Annotated in this window: 20 protein-coding genes; 6 read left to right on the forward strand and 14 right to left on the reverse strand. The window is 34.7% G+C overall.

Annotated features, from left to right (window positions below):
- Nucleotides 1–788: 788 nt before the first annotated feature.
- The 10 genes from M9897_00055 to M9897_00100 form a co-directional block, all read right to left on the reverse strand.
- Entirely contained in the window at nt 789–1,952 is a 1,164-nt protein-coding gene (locus M9897_00055; GenBank protein MCO5267273.1) for a DUF262 domain-containing protein, read from the reverse strand.
- Entirely contained in the window at nt 1,952–3,040 is a 1,089-nt protein-coding gene (locus tag M9897_00060) for an adenine-specific methyltransferase EcoRI family protein (protein ID MCO5267274.1), read from the reverse strand. Before M9897_00060 ends, M9897_00055 begins: the two co-directional genes overlap by 1 nt.
- Nucleotides 3,041–3,224: 184 nt before the next feature.
- Complete coding sequence (gene ltrA, locus M9897_00065; protein MCO5267275.1) at nt 3,225–4,454, reverse strand: group II intron reverse transcriptase/maturase; 1,230 nt, start codon at nt 4,452–4,454, stop codon at nt 3,225–3,227.
- A 756-nt stretch (nt 4,455–5,210) separates the two neighbouring features.
- On the reverse strand, nt 5,211–5,903 hold the full coding sequence (locus M9897_00070) for a hypothetical protein (protein MCO5267276.1): 693 nt from the start codon (nt 5,901–5,903) through the stop codon (nt 5,211–5,213).
- 246 nt (nt 5,904–6,149) lie between these two features.
- Nucleotides 6,150–9,551 (reverse strand): isoleucine--tRNA ligase, encoded by a 3,402-nt coding sequence (gene ileS, locus M9897_00075; protein MCO5267277.1) that lies wholly within the window; start codon nt 9,549–9,551, stop codon nt 6,150–6,152.
- Between the two features lie 64 nt (nt 9,552–9,615).
- Complete coding sequence (locus M9897_00080) at nt 9,616–9,948, reverse strand: zinc ribbon domain-containing protein YjdM (protein ID MCO5267278.1); 333 nt, start codon at nt 9,946–9,948, stop codon at nt 9,616–9,618.
- A 35-nt stretch (nt 9,949–9,983) separates the two neighbouring features.
- The gene (locus tag M9897_00085; GenBank protein MCO5267279.1) at nt 9,984–11,309 is read right to left on the reverse strand and encodes a hypothetical protein; all 1,326 of its coding nucleotides are present in this window, start codon (nt 11,307–11,309) and stop codon (nt 9,984–9,986) included.
- Nucleotides 11,299–13,689, reverse strand: a complete 2,391-nt coding sequence (locus M9897_00090; GenBank protein MCO5267280.1) for a TonB-dependent receptor plug domain-containing protein — start codon at nt 13,687–13,689, stop codon at nt 11,299–11,301. Before M9897_00090 ends, M9897_00085 begins: the two co-directional genes overlap by 11 nt.
- A gap of 15 nt (nt 13,690–13,704) precedes the next feature.
- Nucleotides 13,705–14,313 carry a hypothetical protein gene (locus tag M9897_00095; GenBank protein ID MCO5267281.1) on the reverse strand — a complete coding sequence of 203 codons (609 nt, stop codon included), beginning with the start codon at nt 14,311–14,313 and terminating at the stop codon, nt 13,705–13,707.
- Nucleotides 14,314–14,656: 343 nt separating this feature from the next.
- The gene (locus M9897_00100) at nt 14,657–15,892 is read right to left on the reverse strand and encodes an IS4 family transposase (GenBank protein MCO5267282.1); all 1,236 of its coding nucleotides are present in this window, start codon (nt 15,890–15,892) and stop codon (nt 14,657–14,659) included.
- 88 nt (nt 15,893–15,980) lie between these two features.
- Here M9897_00100 and M9897_00105 point away from each other — a divergent pair, with 88 nt between their 5' ends.
- Nucleotides 15,981–16,226, forward strand: a complete 246-nt coding sequence (locus tag M9897_00105) for a hypothetical protein (GenBank protein ID MCO5267283.1) — start codon at nt 15,981–15,983, stop codon at nt 16,224–16,226.
- Nucleotides 16,227–16,276: 50 nt separating this feature from the next.
- Here the strand turns inward: M9897_00105 and M9897_00110 are convergent, their stop codons facing one another.
- Nucleotides 16,277–17,119 carry a sulfotransferase domain-containing protein gene (locus M9897_00110; protein MCO5267284.1) on the reverse strand — a complete coding sequence of 281 codons (843 nt, stop codon included), beginning with the start codon at nt 17,117–17,119 and terminating at the stop codon, nt 16,277–16,279.
- Between the two features lie 21 nt (nt 17,120–17,140).
- Complete coding sequence (gene cysC, locus M9897_00115) at nt 17,141–17,746, reverse strand: adenylyl-sulfate kinase (protein MCO5267285.1); 606 nt, start codon at nt 17,744–17,746, stop codon at nt 17,141–17,143.
- Nucleotides 17,747–17,932: 186 nt separating this feature from the next.
- On the opposite strand from cysC, the gene serS reads away from it, so the two are divergent.
- From serS to M9897_00130, 3 genes are read left to right on the forward strand one after another with little or no spacing between them, the layout of a single operon-like run.
- Nucleotides 17,933–19,204: a serine--tRNA ligase gene (serS, locus tag M9897_00120; GenBank protein ID MCO5267286.1), complete on the forward strand. Its 1,272-nt coding sequence runs from the start codon at nt 17,933–17,935 to the stop codon at nt 19,202–19,204.
- A 1-nt stretch (nt 19,205) separates the two neighbouring features.
- Complete coding sequence (locus tag M9897_00125; protein MCO5267287.1) at nt 19,206–19,463, forward strand: rhodanese-like domain-containing protein; 258 nt, start codon at nt 19,206–19,208, stop codon at nt 19,461–19,463.
- A gap of 3 nt (nt 19,464–19,466) precedes the next feature.
- On the forward strand, nt 19,467–20,432 hold the full coding sequence (locus M9897_00130; protein MCO5267288.1) for a bile acid:sodium symporter: 966 nt from the start codon (nt 19,467–19,469) through the stop codon (nt 20,430–20,432).
- A gap of 58 nt (nt 20,433–20,490) precedes the next feature.
- Here M9897_00130 and M9897_00135 read toward each other — a convergent pair whose 3' ends face one another.
- Nucleotides 20,491–21,816: a hypothetical protein gene (locus M9897_00135; GenBank protein ID MCO5267289.1), complete on the reverse strand. Its 1,326-nt coding sequence runs from the start codon at nt 21,814–21,816 to the stop codon at nt 20,491–20,493.
- A 107-nt stretch (nt 21,817–21,923) separates the two neighbouring features.
- Here M9897_00135 and rsmI point away from each other — a divergent pair, with 107 nt between their 5' ends.
- Entirely contained in the window at nt 21,924–22,595 is a 672-nt protein-coding gene (gene rsmI, locus M9897_00140) for a 16S rRNA (cytidine(1402)-2'-O)-methyltransferase (protein ID MCO5267290.1), read from the forward strand.
- A 24-nt stretch (nt 22,596–22,619) separates the two neighbouring features.
- Entirely contained in the window at nt 22,620–23,081 is a 462-nt protein-coding gene (locus M9897_00145; protein MCO5267291.1) for a hypothetical protein, read from the forward strand.
- Nucleotides 23,082–23,200: 119 nt separating this feature from the next.
- Here the strand turns inward: M9897_00145 and M9897_00150 are convergent, their stop codons facing one another.
- Nucleotides 23,201–25,780, reverse strand: coding sequence for an adenosylcobalamin-dependent ribonucleoside-diphosphate reductase (locus tag M9897_00150; protein MCO5267292.1), 2,580 nt, complete (start codon nt 25,778–25,780; stop codon nt 23,201–23,203).
- Nucleotides 25,781–26,195: the final 415 nt, after the last annotated feature.

The raw sequence follows: 26,195 nt of genomic DNA on the forward strand, positions 1-26,195 counted from the left end.
CGTTGCGGCTGCTTCGCATCCGTTCTGATCCTTTTGATAATTCAATATAAATGTAATAAATATTTTCCTAGGATATATAATAATTGATTTGATTTATCCAGAATGGTGCGAAACAGCCAGTTATGGGGAGTACAATTCTATAGTCTTTGATAAAATGAAATCCATCTATTGAATTGTACGTAGTAGTTCACCCAGAAATAAATACAGCCGACCTCACGCTATTGTTCCGAGGTCGAATTGCTCTTATGTTTGACATAGGAGTCTGTTTGAACTCGGTAGGGGATTTTACCAATTAAAAAAACAACTTTCATCCGTTTTGGTAAGTGATTAATTAACGAAGGATAGAACAAGAAAAATAATCAATGATGTACTTTTTATTTTTAGTAAACTATTGACTTTCTAGTTTATTTTCGTTAATTTAAACTAAAATCTGTGGACGTGTCAACGTCACAAATACTCTAAAAGAGATATTTGCACGGTTTACCCGCACAGATTTTAGAGCAGAAAAATGATAAAATATTTTCTGCTAATAACTTACTACAAAACGGATGAAATGTTGAAAAAAATAAAAAATCCACGTACAATAACGTGGGGACGTTCCTATCTGTGGTGGACTATTCCCTCATAACGGTTTGCGGCTTGGCGTAGTGGCGGATTTTTAGCACAAAAGTTCAATCGAAGAACTGCACTTGAACCTACCACAAAACTGTCATACGAAGCACTGCACCCGCCATTACGCCAAACCGCTGTTAGCACCAGTTGTTTTGTCTTTCTGTTGTTTGTAGTCGTCATTTGTTGCCTTTCGCTCTGTTGTGTGTCTTGCATAACATTTGGCAATTTTTCGTGTCTGTCGCACCGCCTTTACTCCAAGCTGTAACGTGGTCTGCGTCCATTTCTGCAAGTTTCCAAATTTTAGTTTTATTGCTGTCGTGTCCTAATGCACATAATGGGCAATTTGAAACACTCTTTTTCTCTGCTTCTGCTGTCTGAATAGCGTAAACTGATTTTTTAGTCGCTTCGTCAAAAACCCGAACTTCTAAAAGTTTTGTGTCTGTTGAACCGCCAAGTATATACTCAAAAATCCCTTTACGATTTTTTACATAAGGGTCGGCATAAAGCGTTTTGACTTGTTCAGAAACTTGTTGTGGGCTGTATGGTTTCTTTTTGTAGGTTTCATAAAGTCGTCCCCATTCAAGTCCACGCATTTCCGTTTCTACGTCTGTAAATACAGTAGAAACCCAGTCAATAACGCTATTGAAATAAGTTTTTAACTCGTTTATGTTTGTGTCAAAACGGTGTTTGCTCATATAGTCGCCAATGTTCCCTTTGCTTACCCAGTCAAGTGCTCTTTCTAAGAACTCTTGTCTGTTTGCACTACCTGAAACGTAAGCTCCCCATTTTTGAATATTGGCGTTTTGAGTGTTGCTAAATTCTTCCTTTCCAAGTGTTACAAAAGGTCCAGAATAAACTGCATTTAGTAATTCTTGATTGTTGAGTGGAACACCAGCAATGTTGATTGTCCTGAACCATTCTTTAATTTCGCTTTCAGTTCCTTCGCACTCGTAAATTAAAAGTTTTGTGTTCAATATTTTTTCTTGCTTGTCCTTAGCAATACCGCCAAAATATTGTTCCATTCCGTTCTCGTCTTTGATTGCAAATTTGTTAGTTACAAATCTGCCAAAACTTGTAATGCGTTGTTGACCATCTAAAACTTCAAACTTGTCGGCACTTACTGTATTGAAATAGATTAGTCCTAATGGATAACCTTTTAAAATGCTTTCAATTACTGCAACATCTCTTTTGCCGTCCGCATAAATGTAATTACGTTGATACTCGGGCTGAATTGTCAGTTTGCCTGATAAACCAAAAAGACCTTTGCCTTCAAGTTCATTGTAAACAAAGCCATCGCAAATGGCTTTTACTGTTATGTCTGTTCTAAGAGTTGTTTTCATTATTTCTTTCTTCTTATTAAAATTCGGCTATAAATTCTGTTGCCGTTAATATAGCCCCTGTCTAATTTACCTTGCCAATTTGGATTTACAATTTCAGGTAGTTTCCCTTCTTTAACTTCATAGTCACTACCTACGATTTCAAATTGTTCGGGTGAATATTTGTCTAAGAAACTAATTGGAACTCCCATAATTCCGTCATAATCGCTTGGTATTGCATCTGTGTATGAAACTTCAATAGCGTTGTAGTTGTCATAATTTTGATAGCCGTTTTCTTTTATGTCTTTGTGTTTGCTGAACTTCAAATTGTCTTTCATTGTCATAAGTGCCAATGGTTGGTGTCTTTTGCCGTGGTCTAAATTTGTATACCAGCAACAATTTCTGAATTTGACTAAGCCAGTTTCTTTATCGTAAACTCCGTCAGCATAATCTTTTGATAAAGGTGAAGCAAAATATGCGTTACCAGCTTTGAAGCCATTACCAAGCCACATTTTGTCGGCTTTTAGAAGTGCAAATATTTCTTTGTATGTAATTGCATTCATACTACCGATTAAAACAAATTGTTTGTCAGCTTCTATTATCCAAGAGAGAAATTCACGAAACAATGAAAAAGGTGGGTTTGTAATAATTATGTCTGCTTCGTCTCTCATTTTTTTTATCTCTTCACTTCTAAAATCTCCGTCACCTTTTAAGTAAGACCACTCCAAATCATTTACATCAATTTTTCCGTCACCTGATTTGTCACGTGTCAAAGTGAAAATCTTACCGTTTTTCTTGGTTTTATACTCGTCAAACTGTGGGTCGTTGACTTCAAAAAGTGTAGGTTGATAGTTGTTTTTGAATTTTTTGCTGTCCGGTGCGTAGCTTGTGCTTATTAGTTTTTTAAGTCCGAAGCGTTCAAAATTTTGAGCAAAGAACTTAGTAAAGTTGCTCCATTCAGGGTCGTCACAAGGCATTAAAATTGTCTTGTCCTTAAAAACATTTGGGTCATACTCCAAGTATGAGTTAATCTCCTTTTCAATATCGTGATATTGAGTGTAAAACTCATCGTTCTTTGCATTCTTTGCACTTGTTAGGTTGCTATTTGCCATTTCTCTTTATCTCGTCTTTATATTTTTTAATGTCGGTTTTTGTCTTGTGGTGTGTCGTCATACAATTGGTGCTAATCGAGTCACGTAAGGGAATTTCACCCCTACGTTCTCACGGAACCGTACGTGAAAGTCTCCCTTCATACGGCTCTTCATGTTACTAAATCACATCAAAAGTAATAACTTTTTACGGATATACCAATAACCAATGCGCAAATAAATTGGGGTTTTCTTTGTACTTGGTTTTCAAGTAGCGCACAGAGGCTTTCTTGAATAAGTCTTTCTCCCATTTTGTCCATTTCAGTAGTCGTGCGTTCAGTTGATTCCACACCATTCGCATATCATCTTTCCAAAACTTGTGGTAATAGTTGATAATCCCACGAATGACGGGGTTGATTTCCTTGGCGATTTCTTCCAAGGATTTTCTGCGCTTGTGTAAATTCATTTCCCTGAACTTTCGCATGATGCTTGTCTTCGACTTCTGACTTACGCAGATACATGGAATAGATTTCACTTTTCCTGTGCCTTTTGTTTTGTAGGCTCGTGGACGGATTGTAAAGCCAAGAAAGTCGAACCCTTTGGAGTATTTCGTTTGTGAAAACCCTCTCAAATTGACTATTTTACTTTTGACTTCATGCAACTGTAATTTACACGATTCCATGCGCTCTTTAATTTGGCGCAACATGAATTGCGCTTGATTCTCGGTTTTGCAATGCACTACAATATCATCTGCATACCTTTCAAATGGCTTTTCAGGGTGGAACTTATCCATCCATTTATCGAAGACTACATGTAGAAATAAGTTTGCTAAAAGCGGACTAATAACGCCACCTTGTGGAGTTCCTGAAAGGGTTGGTTTAAAATCTCCCTCTTTCTGTACAATTCCTGCTTTCAACCACCTTTCCACATATAACAAAACCCAATTGTCTGAACAGTAGTGTTTTAATGCTTTCATCATCAGTTCGTGGTCGATGTTGTCAAAGAAACCTTTGATGTCTAAGTCAATAGCAAAATCATGATTGTATAAATTTGTATATGCTTGTTCAACGGCTTGATGACAGTTCCGATTGGGTCGGTAACCAAATGAACTGGAATGAAATTTTGGTTCTACTATTCGTTCCAAGTGTTTTCGTACTACTTGTTGTGCTATACGGTCTAAAATCGTCGGGATACCGAGTAATCGTTCTCCTCCCCCTTTCTTTGGTATAGCAACTTGTTTGACAGCTTTCGGAAAATAACTCCCTGAGCTTAGGCGGTTCCAGAGCATATAAAGTTCCGTACTTGCGTTTTTCTGCAAATATTCCCAACTCATTTTGTCTATTCCACCACTTCCAGCATTGGATTTTACCTCCTTGTATGCTTGCCAAACCATTAATCTGGTTATTGGCTGTGATTTTGTTTCATAATAATTAATCATCCCTTTTACGGTTGTAAATTCGTTTGAAACCTAACATGCTTAGCCCTTCGCTCCATGTTCATTACAAACACTTCAACACTACTACGGCTAAGTCTGCCCCCTACATCTCAAGCACATCCCCTCTTGTCTGCTTCCTATTTCTATTTTACAGAACGATGTAGAGTTCACTTGTTCCTTAAAACAGCCTATGTATGCGTCTTGCCCACTTAACCCCGGATGCCGTGTACCCAGTAAATCAGGTGTCCGGTACACTCTTATCATAGGTACAAACGTAACTACCTATTTTTGACATCGTCTATTGCCCTTACGAGGCTTCATCGTTGGGTTCACTTTCGTTCAACTCACATACACACACCTACAGAAGTCGTTGCTTCCGTTTTTCTTTGTCGCTCACCACAAAACCGTTTCCTAATCTTGCAGCACAAAGTGGTTTAATGGCTATTCCTGAAAATCGCCATTGAGAGACCTACTCTCATCTGTTTTAAAGCACCAATCAGCAGACAGCTGATTGTTCAAGTCACACACGTTTTGGGGCTTTGCGAAGTGGCGGGAAATCGAAGCGGAAAGTTTCGATTTAGACGACACGTAGCAAAAGCCAATTTCTATTTGCTAAATTATGAAAAAAGCCAATAAAATTGGCTTTTGCGGATTACGAAGCACAGACTTTCAATTTAGCCTTAACCCCGCCATTTTGCAAAACCCTTGTTAGTGGCTGGTGTTATCATACGTACGTTTATAGTCTAATGTAGAAGATTCTTACCCTGAAGTCATTCCATAAATTTGGATAATCCACTTATTTCCATAGAAAAAATTATTAGAATGAAGAACATATATATTTTCTCCAAATTTACTTGGTTTAACTGCGTAATTATTTAAATCGTATGTATTTGGATAATACAATAGTTGATACTCGTGAAAATCTTGAGTTTTTGATTTAGGTACAATCTCTAAATATTTTATCTTTTTGCCTTCTAAAGAAACAGTGCTGATGTAAAAGGACTCTTTTTCTATTTGTTTATTTAATTCAAGGACGTTAATTGTGTCGATATTTACATTATTAAACTTTTGAATTATTAAATCTAATTTATTTTCACTGTGTTTAATGAGGTCCTCTATATCAGTATTGGTTTTTTGAATACTTGAAGGTTGGTTGATGAAAATTGTTTTTTGAAAAAAATCTTTTTTGTAGTTTGTTGAAGCAATAAGAATAATAACTGGCTGGATTAGCCATAAATATTTCTTTTTTATAAAAGCTAAAATGGTAGGAATGATGATATTGAGAGCTAATAGTATTTTCACTTCAAATCTAATTTCATAATCAGAATAACTTGGATTTAGCCATACAGAATATGTTTTCCACGAATAATAATTAGTGAAAGTGAAATATAATAATGCTGAAATTGTTACAATATTCAGTAATAATAAAATATTTTTTACCCATTTATGCATTTTCGATTTGTTTTAGGAGTTCAACTATCAGAATCTGTCTTTCGTTGATGTGTTCTCTTACACTTGCCACTAACTTATTTATACACGTAACATCATCTCGCCCTTCTAACAACCATTTGTCAACTTGGCGCAACTCCGTTTCGTTTTATTTATTGTAAATATAAATAATAAAATGTTAAACCCCAAATGTATCAAATGGACATTCTATCCCATCCAAAGGATGTCTTAACGCTACGATCGTTAGACCTACACTCTCTCCAACTGGATGACAGCATCGCCTTCTACTTCAATATCTGTAGTATAGCCAGAAGTCTTACCAAATACAATGTCATTTGCTAATACTTCAGAAGAAATATAGGTTTTATTATTGGTAATTGCATCACTAATTTCTGGAGTGGTGTCTATGGTAATAACAATCTTATCTGTTACTTCAAAACCAGCTTCTTTTCGGAAATTCTGAATACGGTTTACCAATTCTCGGGCAATTCCTTCTTGCTTTAAGGCAGGAGTAATTGTAATATCCATAGCAACAGTAATTCCTCCTTCAGATGTAACTAACCAACCTGGAATATCGTCTGTAGTAATCTCAAAATCCTCTAATTCTAAGGAAATTGTCTCACCATTTAAATCACCAGTCCAACCTTTGTTCTTCTCTACGGATGAAATATCAGCATCTCCCCAAGCTCCAACCATTCCTGCAATTGCCTTCATGTGCTTTCCATATTTTGGACCTATGGTTTTGAAATTTGGTTTTATTTTCTTCTTTAAAACTCCCGTTACATCTTCTAATAATTCTAGTTCTTTGACATTAATTTCAGATAGAATTAAATTCTGAACGTGCTGTATTCTAGATTTAAAATTCCCATCTAAAATAGGAATCATGATTTTTTGGAGCGGCTGACGAACGCGGATATTTTCCTTTTTACGTAAACTCAAAGCCATGGAAGAAACTTGTTGTGCAATTTCCATTTGCTCTTCTAATTCTTCGTTGATATCAGCTGTATGAACAGTAGGGAAATCGGCTAAGTGAACAGAGTTTACCTTGTGCTTTCCTGTTGTTTTGTTTAAATCGCGGAATAATTCGTCACTGTAAAATGGTGCTATAGGGGAACTCAAAATAGCGATTGCTTCCAAACATTCATACAACGTTTGGTAGGCTGCAATTTTATCTTTACTATAGTCTCCCTTCCAAAAACGCCTTCTACATAAGCGCACGTACCAATTGGATAAGTGATCATTTACGAAATTTTGTATCAAACGCCCAGCTTTAGTTGGTTCTAAGGTATCTAATGAATAATCTACTTCTTTAATTAAAGAGTTTAATTTAGAGATGATCCAACGGTCAATTTCTGGTCTTTCTTGTGTTGGGATACGCGCTTCACTATACGTAAATCCATCAATGTTTGCATATAAAGCAAAGAAAGAATAGGTGTTGTAAAGCGTTCCAAAGAATTTACGCTGTGTTTCTACAATACCATCTGTATCAAAACGTAAATTATCCCATGGAGAGGCATTTGTAACCATATACCAACGAGTGGCATCCGGACCATATTTCTCCAAGGTTTCAAATGGATTTACAGTATTTCCTTTACTTTTTGACATTTTCTGTCCGTTCTTATCTAATACTAATCCGTTAGAAATAACGCTTTTATAAGCTACAGAATCAAATACGAGTGTACCAATTGCGTGTAAGGTATAAAACCATCCTCTGGTTTGATCTACCCCTTCTGCGATAAAATCTCCCGGGAAAGCCTTCTTTGAATCAATGAATTCCTTATTTTCAAATGGATAATGCCATTGTGCATACGGCATAGAACCTGAGTCAAACCACACATCAATCAAATCTGATTCACGCTTCATAGGCTTACCAGATTGTGATACCAAGGTAATTTGATCCACGTAGTTTTTATGTAAATCTACTTGTTCGTAATTTGCATTCGAGAAATCATCTGGGTTAAAGTCAGCCAATGGATTTTGAGTCATCACTCCTGCTTTTACTGCTTTCTCACATTCTTCTTTCAACTGACGAATAGAAGAAATACAAATCTCTTCGTCTCCTTCTTCTGTTCTCCAAATAGGAATTGGAGTTCCCCAATAACGAGAACGCGATAAGTTCCAATCATTTAGGTTTTCTAACCATTTCCCAAAACGACCAGAACCGGTAGATTCAGGTTGCCAATTGATCGTTTTATTCAATTCAATTAAACGGTCTTTTTGGTCAGATACTTTGACAAACCAAGAATCTAATGGATAGTATAAAACAGGTTTATCTGTTCTCCAACAATGTGGATAGCTGTGTTCGAATTTTTCTACTTTAAAGGCCTTGTTTTCCTCTTTGAGTTTAATGGAAATCAATACATCTACAGATTTCTCTGGAGCTTCACCGTCTGCATAGTATTCGTTTTTTACGTACATACCCGCAAATTCTCCCATCTCAGGACGGAATTTACCTTGTAAGTCCACCAAAGGAACAGGATTGCCATGCTCATCTGGCACCAACATCGGAGGAACACCTGCTTGTTTAGCCACAAAAGCGTCATCCGCCCCAAAAGTAGGTGCAGTATGTACGATACCCGTACCATCTTCTGTAGTTACAAAATCTCCTGAAATCACACGGAAAGCCTCTTGTGGATTTTCCATAGGAAGTGCATACGGCAATAATTGTTCGTAGCGAATTCCTACCAAGTCAGCTCCTTTAAATGATTTCCCTATCCAGAATGGGATTTTTTTATCTCCTTCTGTATAGTTCTTTAAATCTTCACTGTTTTCAACTTGTTCATATCCCTTAGAAAATTGCAATCCCACCAATGGTTTTGCTAAAATTACATTAATTGCCTTAAACGTATATTGGTTGAAAGAGCGAACAAGAACGTATTCAATGTTTTTTCCAACGGTTAATGCTGTATTGGAAGGAAGGGTCCAAGGAGTAGTTGTCCAAGCTAAAAAATGAACATCTTCATTGTTGAATTCCTCTCCAAAAATCGTTTTACTGTCTTCTTTGACTTTAAATTGTGCCACACAAGACGTATCTTTTACGTCGCGGTAACAACCCGGTTGATTTAATTCATGGGTGGATAATCCTGTTCCTGCTTTTGGAGAGTATGGCTGTATCGTATATCCTTTGTAAAGCAAGTTTTTTTGATACATCTGCCCTAACAACCACCATACACTTTCCATATATTTTGAAGTATAGGTAATATATGGATCGTCCATATCTACCCAATACCCCATTTTCAAAGTCAAATCGTTCCAGATATCGGTGTATTGCATCACCTCCTTTTTACAAGTAGCATTGTATTCTTCGATAGAGATTTTAGTTCCAATATCTTCTTTGGTGATGCCTAATTTCTTTTCTACCCCTAATTCAACGGGTAAACCATGTGTGTCCCAACCGGCTTTTCGGTTCACACGATATCCCTTCAGCGTTTTATAGCGACAAAAAATATCCTTGATAGAGCGCGCCATAACGTGGTGAATTCCAGGAAGTCCATTTGCAGAAGGAGGACCTTCAAAGAACACAAACGGCTTGTTTTCATCCCTCGAATCAATGGAAGCTTGGAAGGTCTTTTCTTGTTCCCATTTCTCCGCAATTCGCTTGGCTACTTCGGGTAAATTCAACCCATTGTATTCAGGATATTTATCACTCATAATTTGCTCTTTTTAAAAAGGACTGCAAATGTAGTGAATTTTGTTGAAAAACAGAGAGGATATGCTACGCCTTCTTTACAAATTCAGATTTCAACGACATAGAACCAAAACCATCTACTTTACAGTCGATATTATGGTCATTATCGGGGCGTAAACGAATATTTTTCACTTTTGTTCCTGACTTAATTGGTCTAGGATATCCCTTTACAGGTAAGTCTTTCATAACAATTACAGCATCTCCATTTTGTAATTCATTCCCATTGACATCGATAACTTTCCCTTCTTTTTCAAGTTCTTTAGGATCAAACTCATAAAAACATTCTGGACAAACAATTAAGTTGTCTTGTTCATACGTGTACTCACAGTTACACTTTGGGCAAGGCATTAAATCATTCATATCTATATTTTTGTTCTAAAGATAAAAATCTTTTCTTACTTATGTAGCTTATATAATCGCGTAGGTCGATATTTATTAGCAAGTGTGATTTCTTTCTTCACATCTCCGTTATCATCTACCGAATAGAATCCATTGAATTTACTTTGTTCAATATTTGGAACTGCAATGAATAATTTATCATCTATGATATTAAACACATTGATACGCGGTGAGGCATTGGAAGATGGAATATTTAATTTCTTAGCTACTCCCGGATTAGCAGGATCAAATTCGTAATACGACATGGTTACAGCTCCCGGAGATTGATCGGAGTCCAAGAACCCATACGCTCCTTCAGATACGTGGAGATAGATTTTACCTTTATAGGAAATCATGGATTGTGCAACGCGTTGCGAACCAATAGCCGACTCAATATCTATAGACCAATTGGTATCGAAATCAGTTTCTCCACTTTTAATACGGAATACTTTAGATGGATTTCCTTCATTAAACTGATTCCATCCCCAAGAACAGAAATACATATTTCCATTTTCATCCACAGTGGTCGATTTATTTTCAGATACAAAGAAGCCTACTGTTTTTACTCCGTAATAGGATATAATCTTCTCCACTTGCTGTGAATTAATGTCAACTACCGCTAGATAGAAACTCGTTTCGGTTTCACTGATTAGGTTGAATCCAGCTTTCTCAAGAAATACAATACTTACGTACAATTTCCCTTGGTTGGCATCTAGCACGAGGGATCCGGTACGCACTAAGTTATTACCCGATTCATCCACCCATGTTGCATCAGGTCGAAAGGCTTTTACGGCAGGTTCCAAATCTATCTTTCCTGTCAGAATCATCTGAGTAGGATCAAATATTTTGATTTTGTATGCGTCTTTCCCTTCGTCGTAGAAATATCCTAAATGCTCATTTACAATGCATAATTGGCGTGCTGGGAAGAGATTATTTTTAGAAATACTTAGATTATCTTCGATATACATACGGTTATCTACATTGAGTGTCAAACGGAACAAGCCCGGAGTAGATGAATATCCTTGTTTATCTTTTGCCAATGAAAACAAATATTGATTCATTGAAAAATGACCTGAAGAAGTGGATGGGTTGGAGTTGATAAACAGATCTTCCTCTGTAAACAAATCATATTTTTTATCAGGAATCATTTGAGAAAGATTAAAGGCAAAGAAGGTTGTAATATCTTCCGAGGAAGCGTCTTCTGTAGCAATTACATAATTGTATTTGCTAAAATCGGATTTAGGTATATTGTCCTTACTTAGATTTTCCACCTTGCAAGAAGAGAGGATTAAAGCAAGTACAAAAAACAAGCATGATATTTTAAGAGCGTATTTAGAATTCATAACTTAATTTCATTGAAAAATTTCGACCTGCACTTTGCATTCTAAAATTGTTATACACGGGTTTATTGAACATATTATTAATTTCTGCAGAAAATGCCAAAATATGCTCCTTTTCTGTAAGTTTTATCCACCATACAAAACCCGCTGAATTAACATGCTGTATAGGAATTACACGATCTGTATAAATTTTACTTTTCCCATAGATTCCTAAAACCCCATCTGGTTCAAATTGCTTTTCTATAAAATCGAGATAGTATTGATGTACGTAACTATACGTCCAGTAAAGTTTGATTTTATCTTTTTCGGTAAATAACTTCTTAAACTCGTAACTAATGCGAGCATTTCCAAAATAGAAAGGCATATTACTCACCCGTGCATCCATGAAATGGTCATTTTGAGAGATGTTATCTTTAGAACCTTTAAAACGGAACTCATTGTAAGTTAGATTTCCAGAAATTTCTAATCTTTCCACTGGATACACGCTTGCTTCTAACTCTATTCCGTATCCTCTCACTTTATCTAGGTTCAAGAACATCGAACGGAATTGTGTTAATTCCTTTAAACGTATCATGTCTTTCGTGTTTCTATAATAGGAACTAACCTCAACTTTGTAGTACTTTTTGTGCCTATACCCCAAACTTACGTTGATATTAAGACTTGTTTCGGGTTTTAACTTTAAATTGGGTAGGATAAAAACATTATCTCCAAAAATCTCCAACTGGTCTGGTAAACGATAGGTATTTTCGGCAGAAGCACGTGCCATCCAACCATTTTTAGACTGGTATTTAATAGATTGAGCTAAGCTCGTTCCGAAATTCACAGTAGAAAGTTCCTCTTCCTCACCTATTTCAAACTCATCATCTACTACACCTTGTGTATAAGAATTCATAAATTTAACCTGAGTCAACCCTTCAATGCGTTCATCCCATAATTTATATTGATAACCCAATGCCGCAATAAAACGGTTATAAGTCACATACGATTTAGAATCATACTCACTCAAATCATCGGCAATACGGTACAGAAAATTCTCTACAGCATTTAAAACCAGTTTGTGTTTATCCGAAAAACGGTAGGTAAAGAGTCCACGGTAGGTGAAATTATTAATTGTTGTACGAATGATGGGCTCTGTCAAATTCGACATATCCGTTCCCATCTCGGTTCCTGAAATTGTAGCATGTCGATTCCCTTCCCAGTCGTAGTAAGCATCTTTCACTGAATCAACCAATGCATAATTGATACTGCTAAACACGAGGAATTGAGAAAGCTGGAATTTATTATCCCAAAAATTCTTTTTGTAGAGCAAAGACGGAATCACAGTCGTATGTTCATTTCGTAGGGCTCCACCATAAGGGCGGGCACGAGATGACATATCGTTTTGAATTTGCTTTTGGAGTCCATAGCTATTGACACTAATTTTAAGTAAATCTGCCCATTTCTGTTTTTCGATATTGACGAAAACTTCTCCACTAACTTGTTTATAACCATTGTGGAATAATTTAGCCGTTATATATTCCGTTTTACCTGTAGTTTCATTATCCAGGGGTAAATCATCTACTTTAAAATTGTTATCCGAATAATTTGCAAAAGCATTTACTCCAAAAGAAAATTTTTCCGAAGATCTCACAAATGAATTCAAACTCAAACGATGCGTATTGAATGAGCCAAATTCATAACTCACCTTAGTATTCGTATTTGTAGGAGGTTTAGTGACAATATTAATAGCAGCTCCCAAGGCATCAATTCCAATTTCTGGAGGCATCACTCCCTTGTAAATCTCAATATGGTGAGCCATATTAGTAGGGATTTTTGTAATACTCATACTAGATCCCAAATAATCCATAGGTATTCCATCTATTAAGAATTTGACAGATTTCCCATTGTATCCACCAACGATAATATCAGATTCAGCCCCTAAGCCTCCATTGTTTCGTACTTTGATTCCCGTTGCATTATTCATCAACTGTTCCACCGAAGTAGATGAACGTTTATGCTCTTCTAAATCTACGATTTCAGCTTTAATTGACTGTTCGGCTTTAACGTCAGTTGTTTTTTTGGAAATAACATCTAAATCATCAAACAAATAGGGCGTTTTTATTTCTAAACGAATTTTGGAGATGCTTTTATCCAAGTTTAATTTTTGAGGTTCTGAGCGATATCCTACAAAAGTAGCTCGAAGCGTATATTCTCCCTGTGGTAAATTAGTAAAACAAAATTTGCCAGATTCATCTGTCCGAACTGTATCTTTCCTTCCTACCAAAAATACGATAGCATCGTGTTGGAGTACCTTGTCAACTACCACACTACCGCATATATCAATTTGACCATGTAGCTGGAAAATTTGAAAAATAAGAATGAGAAAAAGGAGTGGATACCTCATCATAGTATAAAAGGCTTATAACTCTCCTGCGCTGTATGGTTGACCAAATAATAAAATATTTGCACCTCTATTAGGTGTACCTTTTATAAGTGTAACCTCTACCTCAACATCTACGATATCTGTGGAAGGTTTTCCTGATCTTCTTGTGTCAACTACTGCTTTATACACAATTTTCTTATTATCATCAGATACTTTTAGATTATGAATATTACGCATCGTGAAATTATAGGGAGGCATTGATAAATTGATTTGCTGCATCTCAAAACTCTGTTTGTCTTCTTTGAAATTCCAATACCATCTGTCTATCTCTGAATTCTGATTGTATTCTCCTTCGTTGAAATAAATCAATTTATATCCTTCCCCACTAGCAATCTTTTCTTTTCTAAATTCCATTCCCCACATTTGTTCAAACATAGCTGGGGCATAGCCAAAGTAATTCGCTACATTATACTCTACGTTATCATTCCAGATAATCACATTATCTAAGAAATTCATAGATTCAATTTTCCAAGTACCATGAATTTTTAGTGTGCCATCTTCTTTTGGCTTTGCTGTATCTTTTTTACAACCTACAAATGAACTTGCAATAAACAACAAGATGAATAGATATATATATTGTTTCATGATTTTCACTTAATTTAATACTGTTTGCAAAAATAGTATAAGAATCTTGATTTTGGATATGTTTTCAACATGATTTTAGTCATAACTAAGTGATTAATAGCGCATTGTCATAATACCGTCATGGAATTGTCATAGAATTGTCATGGGGTAGAAAGATTAATTGCATCGTGGGTTGATAACCTGGATAACGAAATTAATTCTTATTAAACAAGTGGAATTCACATAAAATATGATACATTTGTGTTAATAATTCTAACATATATTTTTACACATTCATCCGAAAGTTTTTAAAAATCTTGATAATTCCTTCTATATCTTAGTAAAATCGTCATTATATCGGGTTTTATTGAGAAAATAAGTCATATTGATCAAATATTTTAGGAGGTTTATCTCTTTTAATTTTCTTAGCGCCTTCAGAAATTGAGTCACACACATAATTCAAGGAGAGATAAAAAGGTAAACAAATTCTGATTTTTTCGACAAAATTAGAGAATGACTGTACTTTCTTTTTTGTGGTTCTACGAATCAATTCAAGTATAAGATATGAAATTAGAGCAATGTAAATTTGTGATTTTACAGCATTTTCACTCGTTCCAATAAATGTCTTTAATTGTAGATTTTGTTTAATTGCTTTGAAAAAGAGTTCAATATCCCATCGTTTCTTATACAAATCAGCGATTGTCCTAGCTTTCCATTCTAATTGATTTGTTATAATTTCAATTACTTTGTTTTCATCTGGTTTGTAAACATGTACTAATCTCAAATAATGCTGGTCGATACCACAATCTTTCGATTTCTGACCAGAAAGTTTGATAATTTCATCTTTTAAGATATCTTGATCATCGACTTCGGGTAATTCTATTTCTTGAATGGTTTCATAAACAGTGTTGTTTTTTATTCTTGTAACAAAAACATTTTCTGCTTGTATTCGATTTAACATTAATTGAAAATCAAAATAGCCTCTGTCCTCAACGATTATGGTGTTTTTTGGAAAAATAAGTTGAGATAAACCATAGCGATCATGCATTTTGGCTTCAGTTATATTTATCATATCAGGAATCATTAAATAATCATCCCAACAAGTGTGGATTTTAATTCCTCCTTTAGCTGTCCGAAATTTTGCCCAATCAAACATCGATAAACAGAGGCTAATTGTGGTGCTATCAATGAGTTTAATTTTTTGGTCTTTAATTTCCTCAATGATTTTGCTTTGATGTTTAGTTGCTAAAATGCGTTCATAGTGTTTTAAGAGTCTAAAATATAGCGTTTCATAGATTTTCCAATTCCGCTTTTTATTACCGTCGCTCATTGTTGAACGTGCAGGACTTTGTAATAAGCCTAAGTCCTTAATATACGTCTCATTCACACCTAAACCAATAGAAATATCGCTTAATGTTAAACATTTATTCAGCTGTCCGAAAGTCATTGCCACAAACTGGTCGTAAGTTTTATATTTACTACAGCCTTTGTCACCTTGAAACTGTTTGGAGCAAGCCTCCAACATCCAACGAGGTACGAAATCTATTATTTGGCGAATTAAAGGTTTGTTATTATTTTTGCATCGTCTGAAAAGTCCCATAAAATTTGTTTTTTAGTCGAAACCAAAAATAAAGGATTTTTCAGACATTTTTTTAAATTTCAAACTTTCGGATAGTTGTGATATTTTTATGAAAAAGAAAAACTTATTTATTGCACTGTTTTCGACAATGGCTTTATTGTCATGTAAAAAAGATTATTCATGCACTTGCACCGTTAAGTATGTCGATAGTGGTTCTGTTTATACAGAAGAAACTAATCTTACTATAGAGGGGGCAAATAAAACTCAAGCAATTGCTGCATGTAATGAGGCAACAATTAAACAAGTATGGGGACCAAATGATTCATACGAACAAACTTGCAAATTAAAAAAGTAACCAATTAAAAAGGGAGCTAGCTCCCTTTTTTTATTTCCCACCAATTCAATTCATTCAAGAAAACCGCCTAATAACTTATCATAATTTTCTTGATATTCTTTTAATTGTTTGTCTGAGAAATAATTTCTCCATCCACCTATCTCACCTTTTCGAATAAACTGATTATACACTAGCTTTGATGAAGGAGGGACTTCTCCGAATTTTTCTTCATGTTCTTTCATATATTGAAATGATGAATGGATTTTGGTACGTTTAACAATATCATCTGTTAGTTTTACATTTAAAAAATCAGCAATTCTCTTTAATGTGTTATCAAAATCCGTTTTCAGTGATTCATAAGATATATAAAGGATATTTAAGTTGTATTTATTGTCAAACCAATCCTTATTAAAAGAAAAATAATTCATTTTATTTTTGGGGTTATTAAAATATTTTTCAAAATTTTCATCAAATGTCAACTCTGCATTTACATAGTTTTTATTATGATGAAAATAGGATACGGCAACATCTTTTCCATCTCTAAAAACATAAATAATCTTATTCTTTAGGCTTGGATCGAAATCTTTATAGTGATCATGAAATTTTAAAATCCTTGGAGATGGTATAGCGTTAATGTTCCCAGCCGTCTCTCCTTTAGCTGCTTGATTACTTGGCCAAGGTGAAACATCGTATATATGATTAAAGTCCATATTTCCCTCTGTTAGTAAATTATAAACAATCACCTGCATCCAAGTTGTTCCAGATTTCATATAAGTTACAATGTAAATATCATCATCTCTCATCTGAAAATCCATATAATACAGATATCTATTTAAATGATTCTTTGCAGTTACAACATTATAAGCAATCTTATTCAGTAATTTTATTAAAAATTTAAGTACTCTTCGTTGCATAATTGTTTGAATTATATTGGGTTAAATGGTTTTTATTCGTTTTTCATCCACAAGAAAACGGAATATTCTTTGACTTGCTTCTTTACAATCTTCTGATAAGGTTTTTATAATCAAATCTGGATCTTTAGGAATTTCATATGGAGAGGATATTCCAGTAAAATCTTGAATTTCACCATTTCGTGCTTTTTTGTATAAACCTTTAACATCACGTCGTTCACATTCTTCGATTGGAGTATCTACAAAGATTTCCACGAAATTTTTCCTACCAATTATATTTTTTAACATTGTTCGCTGACTCTCTAGTGGTGTAATAAAAGAGCAAATGGTAACTATTCCAGCTTGCCTAAATAATTTAGATACTTCTCCTATTCTTCTTAAATTCTCATTTCTGTCCTCAACATTAAAAGATAAATCACTATTCAATCCTTTCCTTACATCGTCGCCATCTAGCCAATATGTATGTATGCCATGAGTGTGCAGTAAAATCTCTAATTCTTTTGCAAGAGAAGATTTACCCGAACCAGATAAACCTGTAAACCAAACAACAACAGCATGATGCCCCATTAATTGAATTCGTTGAGCTTCAGAAATGAAGGGTTTTTCCAGAACTTTCTTCTCTTTTGACATGCTTGTTATTGAAGGGAGTTTAATAGATGTAAAGTTAAAATTAATTATCGAATATTTATTTTCTCTTCGACTTCAAAACTTTATTCTATCAGGATAAAACTCACCAATCCCACAAAATAATTCCTGTTTTTCTTCTAGTTAATCACTCAATATCTATTAACTTTGCATTTTCAAAATGTAAAAATTATGTTGGAAATCACTCGAATTAGAACAGAAAAGGAAACATTGATTGATGGATTAAAGAAACGTGGTGTTGATTTTAGCCCTCAACTCAATGAGATTTATCGTTTAGATGAAATCTGGAGAAGTAAGAAATCAGATTTGGAGAATGTTCAATCCGAGTCAAATTCAATCTCAAAAGAGATTGGAAATCTCATGCGTGAAGGGAAGAAGGAAGAAGCGGAAGCTGCTAAAGCAAAAACTACTGAGTTAAAAGACAAAGAAGCTTCTATCAAAGAAGAAGTGAAAGAGTTGGATGAAAAAATTCTTAAACTTTTATATGAAGTTCCAAATGTTCCCCAAACAATTGTACCAGCAGGAAAGGATGAAAATGACAATGAAGTAGTAATTGAAATCGGAAAGAAAACTGAGTTTTCCGGTACACCTCTACCTCACTGGGAATTAGCTAAAAAATACGACATTATTGATTTTGAATTAGGGGTAAAAGTAACAGGAGCAGGTTTCCCTTTTTATAAAGGAAAAGGAGCAAAACTACAACGTGCCCTAATCAATTTCTTTTTACACGAAGGTGAGTTGGCAGGATATACAGAATACATGCCTCCACACGTGGTTAATGAAGCAAGTGGTTATGGAACTGGACAATTACCTGATAAAGAAGGGCAAATGTACCATGTAGGGAAAGATGATTTATATTTAATTCCTACCGCTGAAGTGCCATTAACTAATATCTACCGCGATGAGATTCTTCCAAGTGAGGATTTCTCTATCAAATTAACTGGATATACTCCTTGTTTTAGACGTGAAGCAGGTTCGTACGGTAGTCATGTGCGTGGACTCAATCGTTTACACCAATTTGATAAAGTGGAGATTGTACGATTGGAACATCCTTCTAATTCTGAAAAAGCTTTAGAAGAAATGGTCAACCACGTGAAAGGATTACTTGAGAAATTAGGATTACATTATAGAATTCTTCGTTTATGTGGAGGAGATCTTGGATTTACTTCAGCAATCACATACGACTTTGAAGTATTCTCAGCAGCGCAAGAGAAATGGCTAGAAGTTAGTTCTGTTTCTTGTTTTGAGACTTTCCAAGCAAACCGTTTGAAATTGCGTTACAAAGGGAACGATGGTAAAACTCATTTATGCCATACCCTGAATGGTAGTGCACTTGCTCTTCCTCGAATTTTAGCAGCTTTATTAGAAAATAATCAGACTCCAGACGGAATCAAGATTCCTGAAGTTTTACATAAATATTTAACCTTCACAACTATTTCATAAGATGGCAGATAAACAACTCATTATTGATGTACGTACAACGGTAGAATTTAGTCTGGGTCATATACCTAATAGTATCAATATTCCGCTAGATGAGGTCCCAGATAGAGTGGAGGAGATTAAAGCTATGGAAGGGCATATTATCCTTTGTTGTGCATCAGGTGGCAGGAGTGGAAATGCAACTGGCTTTCTTCAAAATTGTGGTGTTGATTGTGAAAATGGAGGGGGTTGGAGAGAAGTCAAAGAAAAACTTGGATTATAAAGGATGAAATTTAAAGTAGATTCCTTTGTAATTGCTATTGTAATTAGTATTCTGCTTGCTTATTTCTTTCCTCAATTAGGTGCATCTAATAGCCCTATTCCAATCAATCGGATAGCTAGTATAGGAATCTCACTTATCTTTCTTTTTTATGGACTTAAACTCGACAATAAATCGATTACAAACGGATTAAAAAATTGGCGCTTGCATGTTTTAGTTCAAGGAAGTGCATTTATTATCTTTCCTCTTATCGTTGTTTTCTTTTTTCCATTTGTAAAAGATACCAACTACGAATCCACTTGGCTAGCTTTCTTGTTTATGGCTGCCTTACCATCATCTGTATCATCATCAGTTGTACTCGTTTCTATGGCTAAAGGTAATCTGACTGGAGCCATTTTTAATGCAAGTATGTCCGGGATAATTGGAATTCTTATTACTCCTTTTTGGATTGGATTATTTATTAGTCAGACGCATATATCCTATGATTTTACGGAGATTTATCTTCAATTAGTTACCGAAATAGTGGTGCCTTTGACCATAGGTTTATTACTCAGGAAATGGCTTGGAAGTATAGCTCAAAAGAACACAAAGAAGATTGATTTCTTTGATAAATTCATAGTGTTGTTGATTATCTATAAAAGTTTTGTCCATTCCTTTGAAGAAAAGATTTTCGGTAGCTTTAGTTGGTGGGTACTGTTAAGTATATTTGGTTTGGTGATAATTTTATTCTTTACCATGTTCTTTTTAACTGGTTACTTAGGCAAACTATTTAAGTTCAACAGACCTGACCAGATTACTATCCAATATTGTGGAACTAAAAAATCATTGATACATGGGACCGTATTTTCAAAGGCCCTTTTTGGACAATCTTCTGCCATTGGATTAATCCTGCTTCCCTTGATGATATATCATGCTTTTCAGATACTAATCATTAGTTTTCACGCAACGAAAGAAGGGGGTGTTGAAAGTTGAGCTTGGCGTCAGCCCTCGGTACAATTTTTCTTCGAAAAATCACACCGAGGGCTGACAACTATAAATCTTCCTTTTCCTTCTTCTCTATCCCCTTTATTTTTAAATTCTTAAACGGTTGTACAGTAATCATGATATAAGCCCAATTTTGTAATTTAGTCTGATTAACGCCTTTCAAATCTCTTAATGCTTTAGTACCCAACATGAACGAATATCCAGCCTGGATTGCAACCTCATCTATCATTTGGTAGATAAATGTAAAATCCATTTCGTACCCTAAATACGGATGATGAGTAGCTAAAGGATCCATCGCATTTAAATCCATAATCTCTCGATGACTAAAGAAAGCGTGGTTATCAATCTTAAAATGGAACTGTTTAAATTTATACCCCAGTTTAAAATAAGCATCTATTAATCCTACACTATTCTGATGATTCCCAGAATAAAAGTAATCCATATATCCATTAAATGAATGACGAGTAGAATGTAAAGTCTGATAGGAATAATTACGATTGTTTGCTGTCATTAATTGTGATGTTCCTGATAAAACCTCACCTCCTAAAGAAAAAGAAAGTCCTTTAATTGGTTTATAATTCGCTTCTAAGGAAAGATCAAATGCAGATAAAACCTGGCGTGTTGGGGTCATACCCATCTGATAATACCCAAATAAAGTAATTCCATATTTTTCTTTAGTAAACTCAAGATGTGAACCCATTGTTTGTGTAAAATTAGTTCTCTTTTTCTGGATACTATCTTTGTTAAAATAGGTTTGTTCAACACCATTATTCAAAAAGATAATGCTGGCACTCAAGGAATTCCACTTCTTATTTACCCATGCATATTGAAAGGTTTTATATTGATTTAGCGTATAAAAAGTTTGTATATTTGAATTTGCATTTTGGTTATATGCTCCTCCTATATCCAATTTCCAATCATTGTAATTAAACTTTAGAATGGCAGCATCATGTCGAATACCCTGCATTCCCCATCCAGATGGACTAAAAATTCGCTCGTTATCATATTTCAATTGTTGCCTTCCTACTTTTAATTGCCAATTTTTGTTGAAAATTACTGCCACATTTGCTTCACGGATAGAAAAGAAACCACCTTTTTCGATGCCATCATAGGAAGTGCTTCCCCATGTTCTAATATCATTCACGGAGAAAGTAAAGTGAAAGCGTTCATGTTTATATTTAGCTCCTAGAATTGCTCCCTGATGTATATAAAATCCAGGTTCTTGTCCTTTCATTAAAGGTTGCTTATATCCATCAGCAAATTCAGATCGTACACGATAATTCCCAATTAATTCAAATTGAGCTTGTAACATAACAGAAAAGAGTATCGAACCAAATGTTAAAACTAATGTAATTATATTAAAACGTTTCATAACTAAAATTTTTACAAACTTAAGAATAGATGGGTATCACAAATATGACTATCGTCATATAATTAGATGTAAAATATTAGTTGTAGATTTGCGTATAACTTCAAATAATGAGCAAATTATACGTTGTCCCAACTCCTATCGGAAATATAGAAGATATTACGCTTCGTGCTTTACGTGTTTTAAAAGAAGTAGATTTCATTTTAGCCGAGGATACACGCACAACTGGACAATTACTTAAGCAATACGATATCTCCAAGCCTCTTAAATCTTTCCACATTCATAATGAACACAAAATAGTAAATCGGCTAGTAGATGAAATAAGTGCTTCCAATGGGGTTGCCATTGTATCAGATGCGGGCACACCAGGGATTTCTGATCCAGGCTTTTTAATTATCCGTGCTTGTATAGAAAATAATATTGATGTAACCTGTTTGCCAGGGGCTTCAGCAATTATCCCAGCAGTTGTAGGAAGTGGATTTCCTTGTGATAGTTTTGTGTTTGAAGGTTTCTTACCGCATAAAAAAGGAAGACAAACCAAATGGAAAGAAATAGCAGAAGAAAAGCGTTCTGTTGTGCTCTATGAATCTCCCCATCGTATAGTAAAAGCTCTTCAAGAGATGGTTGAATTCTTAGAAGAAGACCGACTTATCTGCATTGCTCGTGAATTATCCAAGCTATACGAAACTTTTCATAGAGGAACAGCGAAAGAATTACTTTCATATTTTGAAACGAATCCACCAAAAGGAGAAATTGTTATTGTAATTAGTGCAAAAAAATAAATATAAACCTATAACAGATAGAAGATGAAAAAATTAATCCTGTTAACCCTGCTTATAATGGTAAGTGTTACAAGTTTTACTCAAAAAGTTAATTTAAAAAAAGAAGTAGTATCTATTGATGATACGCCTGTATTCCTATTAAAATATGATTTTGGGATGAATATAATAACTATTTATAATCTCGATAATAAGAAATTAATGATTTTACCCGTAGAGACTTACTATGATTCTCAAAAAATAACATCAGGCAATCCCGAAGGGAGAGTCGTATATTATGATGCAAGTTTCTTAACAGCTGATATTGAAAAATGTGAATTCAACGTTCCGGGCGGAAGAAAGCAACTCGCAAAATACTTGATAGAATATAACCTAATTAAAGAAGGAGAATTAGATGAGCAGGCCGTACAACAATTTGTGAAAATTCATGGTAAGAAATTCTCAGAAGAAAGAGGAAGATCGACTACAATTATTATAAAATCAAGATAGTTTAGCACAGGTTATTAGCTTAAACTGTAAGTTTATTCAAATCATTACCTCTCTTATACTTCAAAAAAAACTGCGTAAATCTCTTTCCGCAGTTTTTTTATTTGTTTAATTGTAACTTCCTATCCACATTTACTGTGTCCACAGTTGGTGCAAGTTAAGCAACCTTCCTGGAAGTATAGTGAGTCCTGATGGCACTCAGGGCACTCATTTTTACTTTTTGTTCCATCTGGAACATATTTCTTAATAACGCGTGTTACACCATTTTTCCAAGTATTCAATGAGTCATCTCTAAGGTTTAACGAACCTACTAAGTCAACTACATTGATAAGTGGCATACCATGTCTTAACACACCTGAAATCATTTTTGCGTAATTCCAGAATTCTTTTTCAAAAGAACGAGAGAGTCCTTCTACCGTCACATTATATCCTCCTCTATCAACATATTGGAAGTCATAACGACTACTTTCTTCGTTTTTCACTTTCTTGATAAATCCTTCTTTAACATCAGCAGGAATTCCGTTAAATCCTTCTGTAGAACCTGTAAAAATTTCATAAGGTCTTCCGTCTAACATACCTACAAAAGCAATCCATTGCTCCAAGTTATTTTGGAAACGAACCACCTCAGCTTTTAAAATCTCAGGTCTTTCAGGAGCATGGTGATCGTGGAATTGAGTAGATTTTCTATCGTCATCGTCTTCTTTCTTTTTCTCATCAGCGGAAACAAGAACACCAGAACGAGAACCATCACGGTAAACAGTCATTCCTTTACATCCAGATTTCCAAGCTGTTTCATATACTTTTTCTACGATTTCTTCTGTTACATCACTTGGTAAATTTACCGTAACCGAAATAGAATGGTCAACATGTTTTTGCACACGACCTTGCATTTCAACCTTCTTTACCCAATCAACATCATTTGAAGTCGCCTTGTAATAAGGAGATTTTGCTATAATAGAATCAATTTGTTCCTGATCCATGTTGCGAACCTCTTCCAAATTATATCCTTTTGCAATTAAATAAGTCTCAAATTTATGGTGGAATACAGGATACTCTTGCCAAGAATCACCAATCTCATCAACAAAATCTACTCTTGCATTCTTATCGTCTGGATTGATTTTTCTTCTTCTCATGTAATTTACCATGAAAGCAGGTTCAATACCAGAAGTGGTTTGTGTCAAAATTGAAACAGAACCAGTAGGAGCTATTGTCAATAAAGCCACGTTTCTTCTACCAACAGAAATTAATCTTTCATATAAAGCAGGGTTTTCCTCTTTAATTCTCAACATAAAAGGATTTTCCTCTTCACGAGCAGCATCCCACATTGGGAAAGCACCTCTTTCTTCTGCCATTACACTAGAAGAATAATAAGCATGGTGCTTTAATTTTCTATGTAATTCATCTGAAAAATCATTTGCCTCATCTGTACCATAACAAATGTTTAATGCAGCTAACATATCTCCTTCAGCTGTAATTCCAAGACCAGTTCTTCTACCCATTTGGCATTTTTCGCGGATACGTTTCCACAACATCAATTCTGTATGCTTAATACCTTCAGATTCTGGGTCGTTTTCGATTTTATTAATAATTTTATCTACTTTCTCAACTTCCAAATCAATAATGTCATCCATTAATCGTTGTGCCTTAATGATGTGTTCTTCAAATAAAGCATAGTCAAAACTTGCTTCATCTGTAAATGGTTTATTTACATAAGAATACAAGTTTACAGCAATTAAACGACAAGAATCATTTGGACAAAGAGGAATCTCTCCACAAGGATTTGTAGATACAGTTTCAAAACCTAAATCAGCATAACAATCAGGTAAAGATTCTTGAATCAAGGTATCCCAGAAAAGAACTCCTGGTTCAGCTGAAGCCCAAGCATTATGAATAATTTTCTTCCATAACTTATTTGCTTCAATTTGTTTCTTATAGGATGGGTTTTCAGATCTAACAGGATATGTTAATGTATAATTCTCATTATTAAGAGCAGCTTTCATAAATGCATCTGAAATCTTTACAGAAACGTTGGCACCGGTAACTTTTCCTGCAATGGTTTTAGCATCAATAAAATTCTCTGAATCTGGATGGTCAATAGCAATTGTTTCCATTAGAGCGCCTCTTCTACCTCCTTGAGCAACCTCTCTTGTAGAGTTGGAAAAACGTTCCATAAAAGGAACCACTCCTGTAGCTGTTAGAGCAGAATTTTGAACAGGGGAACCGCTTGGTCTAACAAAAGTTAAATCTACACCCACTCCTGCTCTTCGTTTCATTAACTGAACAAGTTCTTGATCTAATTTTAGGATACCTCCATAAGAATCTTCTACATTTTCATTTCCAATAACGAAGCAGTTAGAAATAGAAACATATTGAAAATTATTACCTATACCAGCCATAGGACTTCCTTGAGGTACGATATATTTAAAATTCTTAAATAGCTCATAGATTTCCTCTTCCCCCATTGGGTTTGGATAGTTCGCTTCAATACGTGCAAATTCTTTTGCTAATCTTCTATGCATTTCATCTGGAGATTTCTCATATATATTCCCCATTGGGTCTTTTAATGCATATTTTTTCATCCATACCTCTCCTGCAAGAGTGTCCCCTTTAAAATATTCAATTGCAGTAGCTAGTACCTCTTCTTGCGAATATGCTTTCATCGCTTTTGTTTCTTTTGTTTTTAGTGCCAATTTTTCGCTCATAATAACAAGATTGTTTATGTTACTTCCTAATTAAAAAATTAAATTTTGCTTTTTTTGAATAGCTGGTTCGATGATTAATTTATTATGTGGACATCCATAAAAATCTCTCAGTCGAAATTCTGTTGGTAAAAGTAGAAACTTTATTTGACTTTTTTTTTCTGGAAAAATTTAGGAAGCAATTTTACCTGTTTTTTACTGTGAATAACTCTATAAAAAGTGTTGAATTTATTTTTTTGATTTTATCGACTTATTCGTAAAATTGAACGATTTAAAGATGATATTCATAGATTAAATTCTGTTGAAAAGTTATTATTAAAAATCTATCAACATACCTTGTTGATATTTTTTAAATATTTTTCAATATGGTATTGATATTATATTATTTTACTTTCAGAAATAAATAACCCCTTATAAA

This window comes from Brumimicrobium sp. (genome assembly GCA_023957385.1).
Taxonomy (GTDB): Bacteria; Bacteroidota; Bacteroidia; order Flavobacteriales_D; family Crocinitomicaceae; genus Brumimicrobium.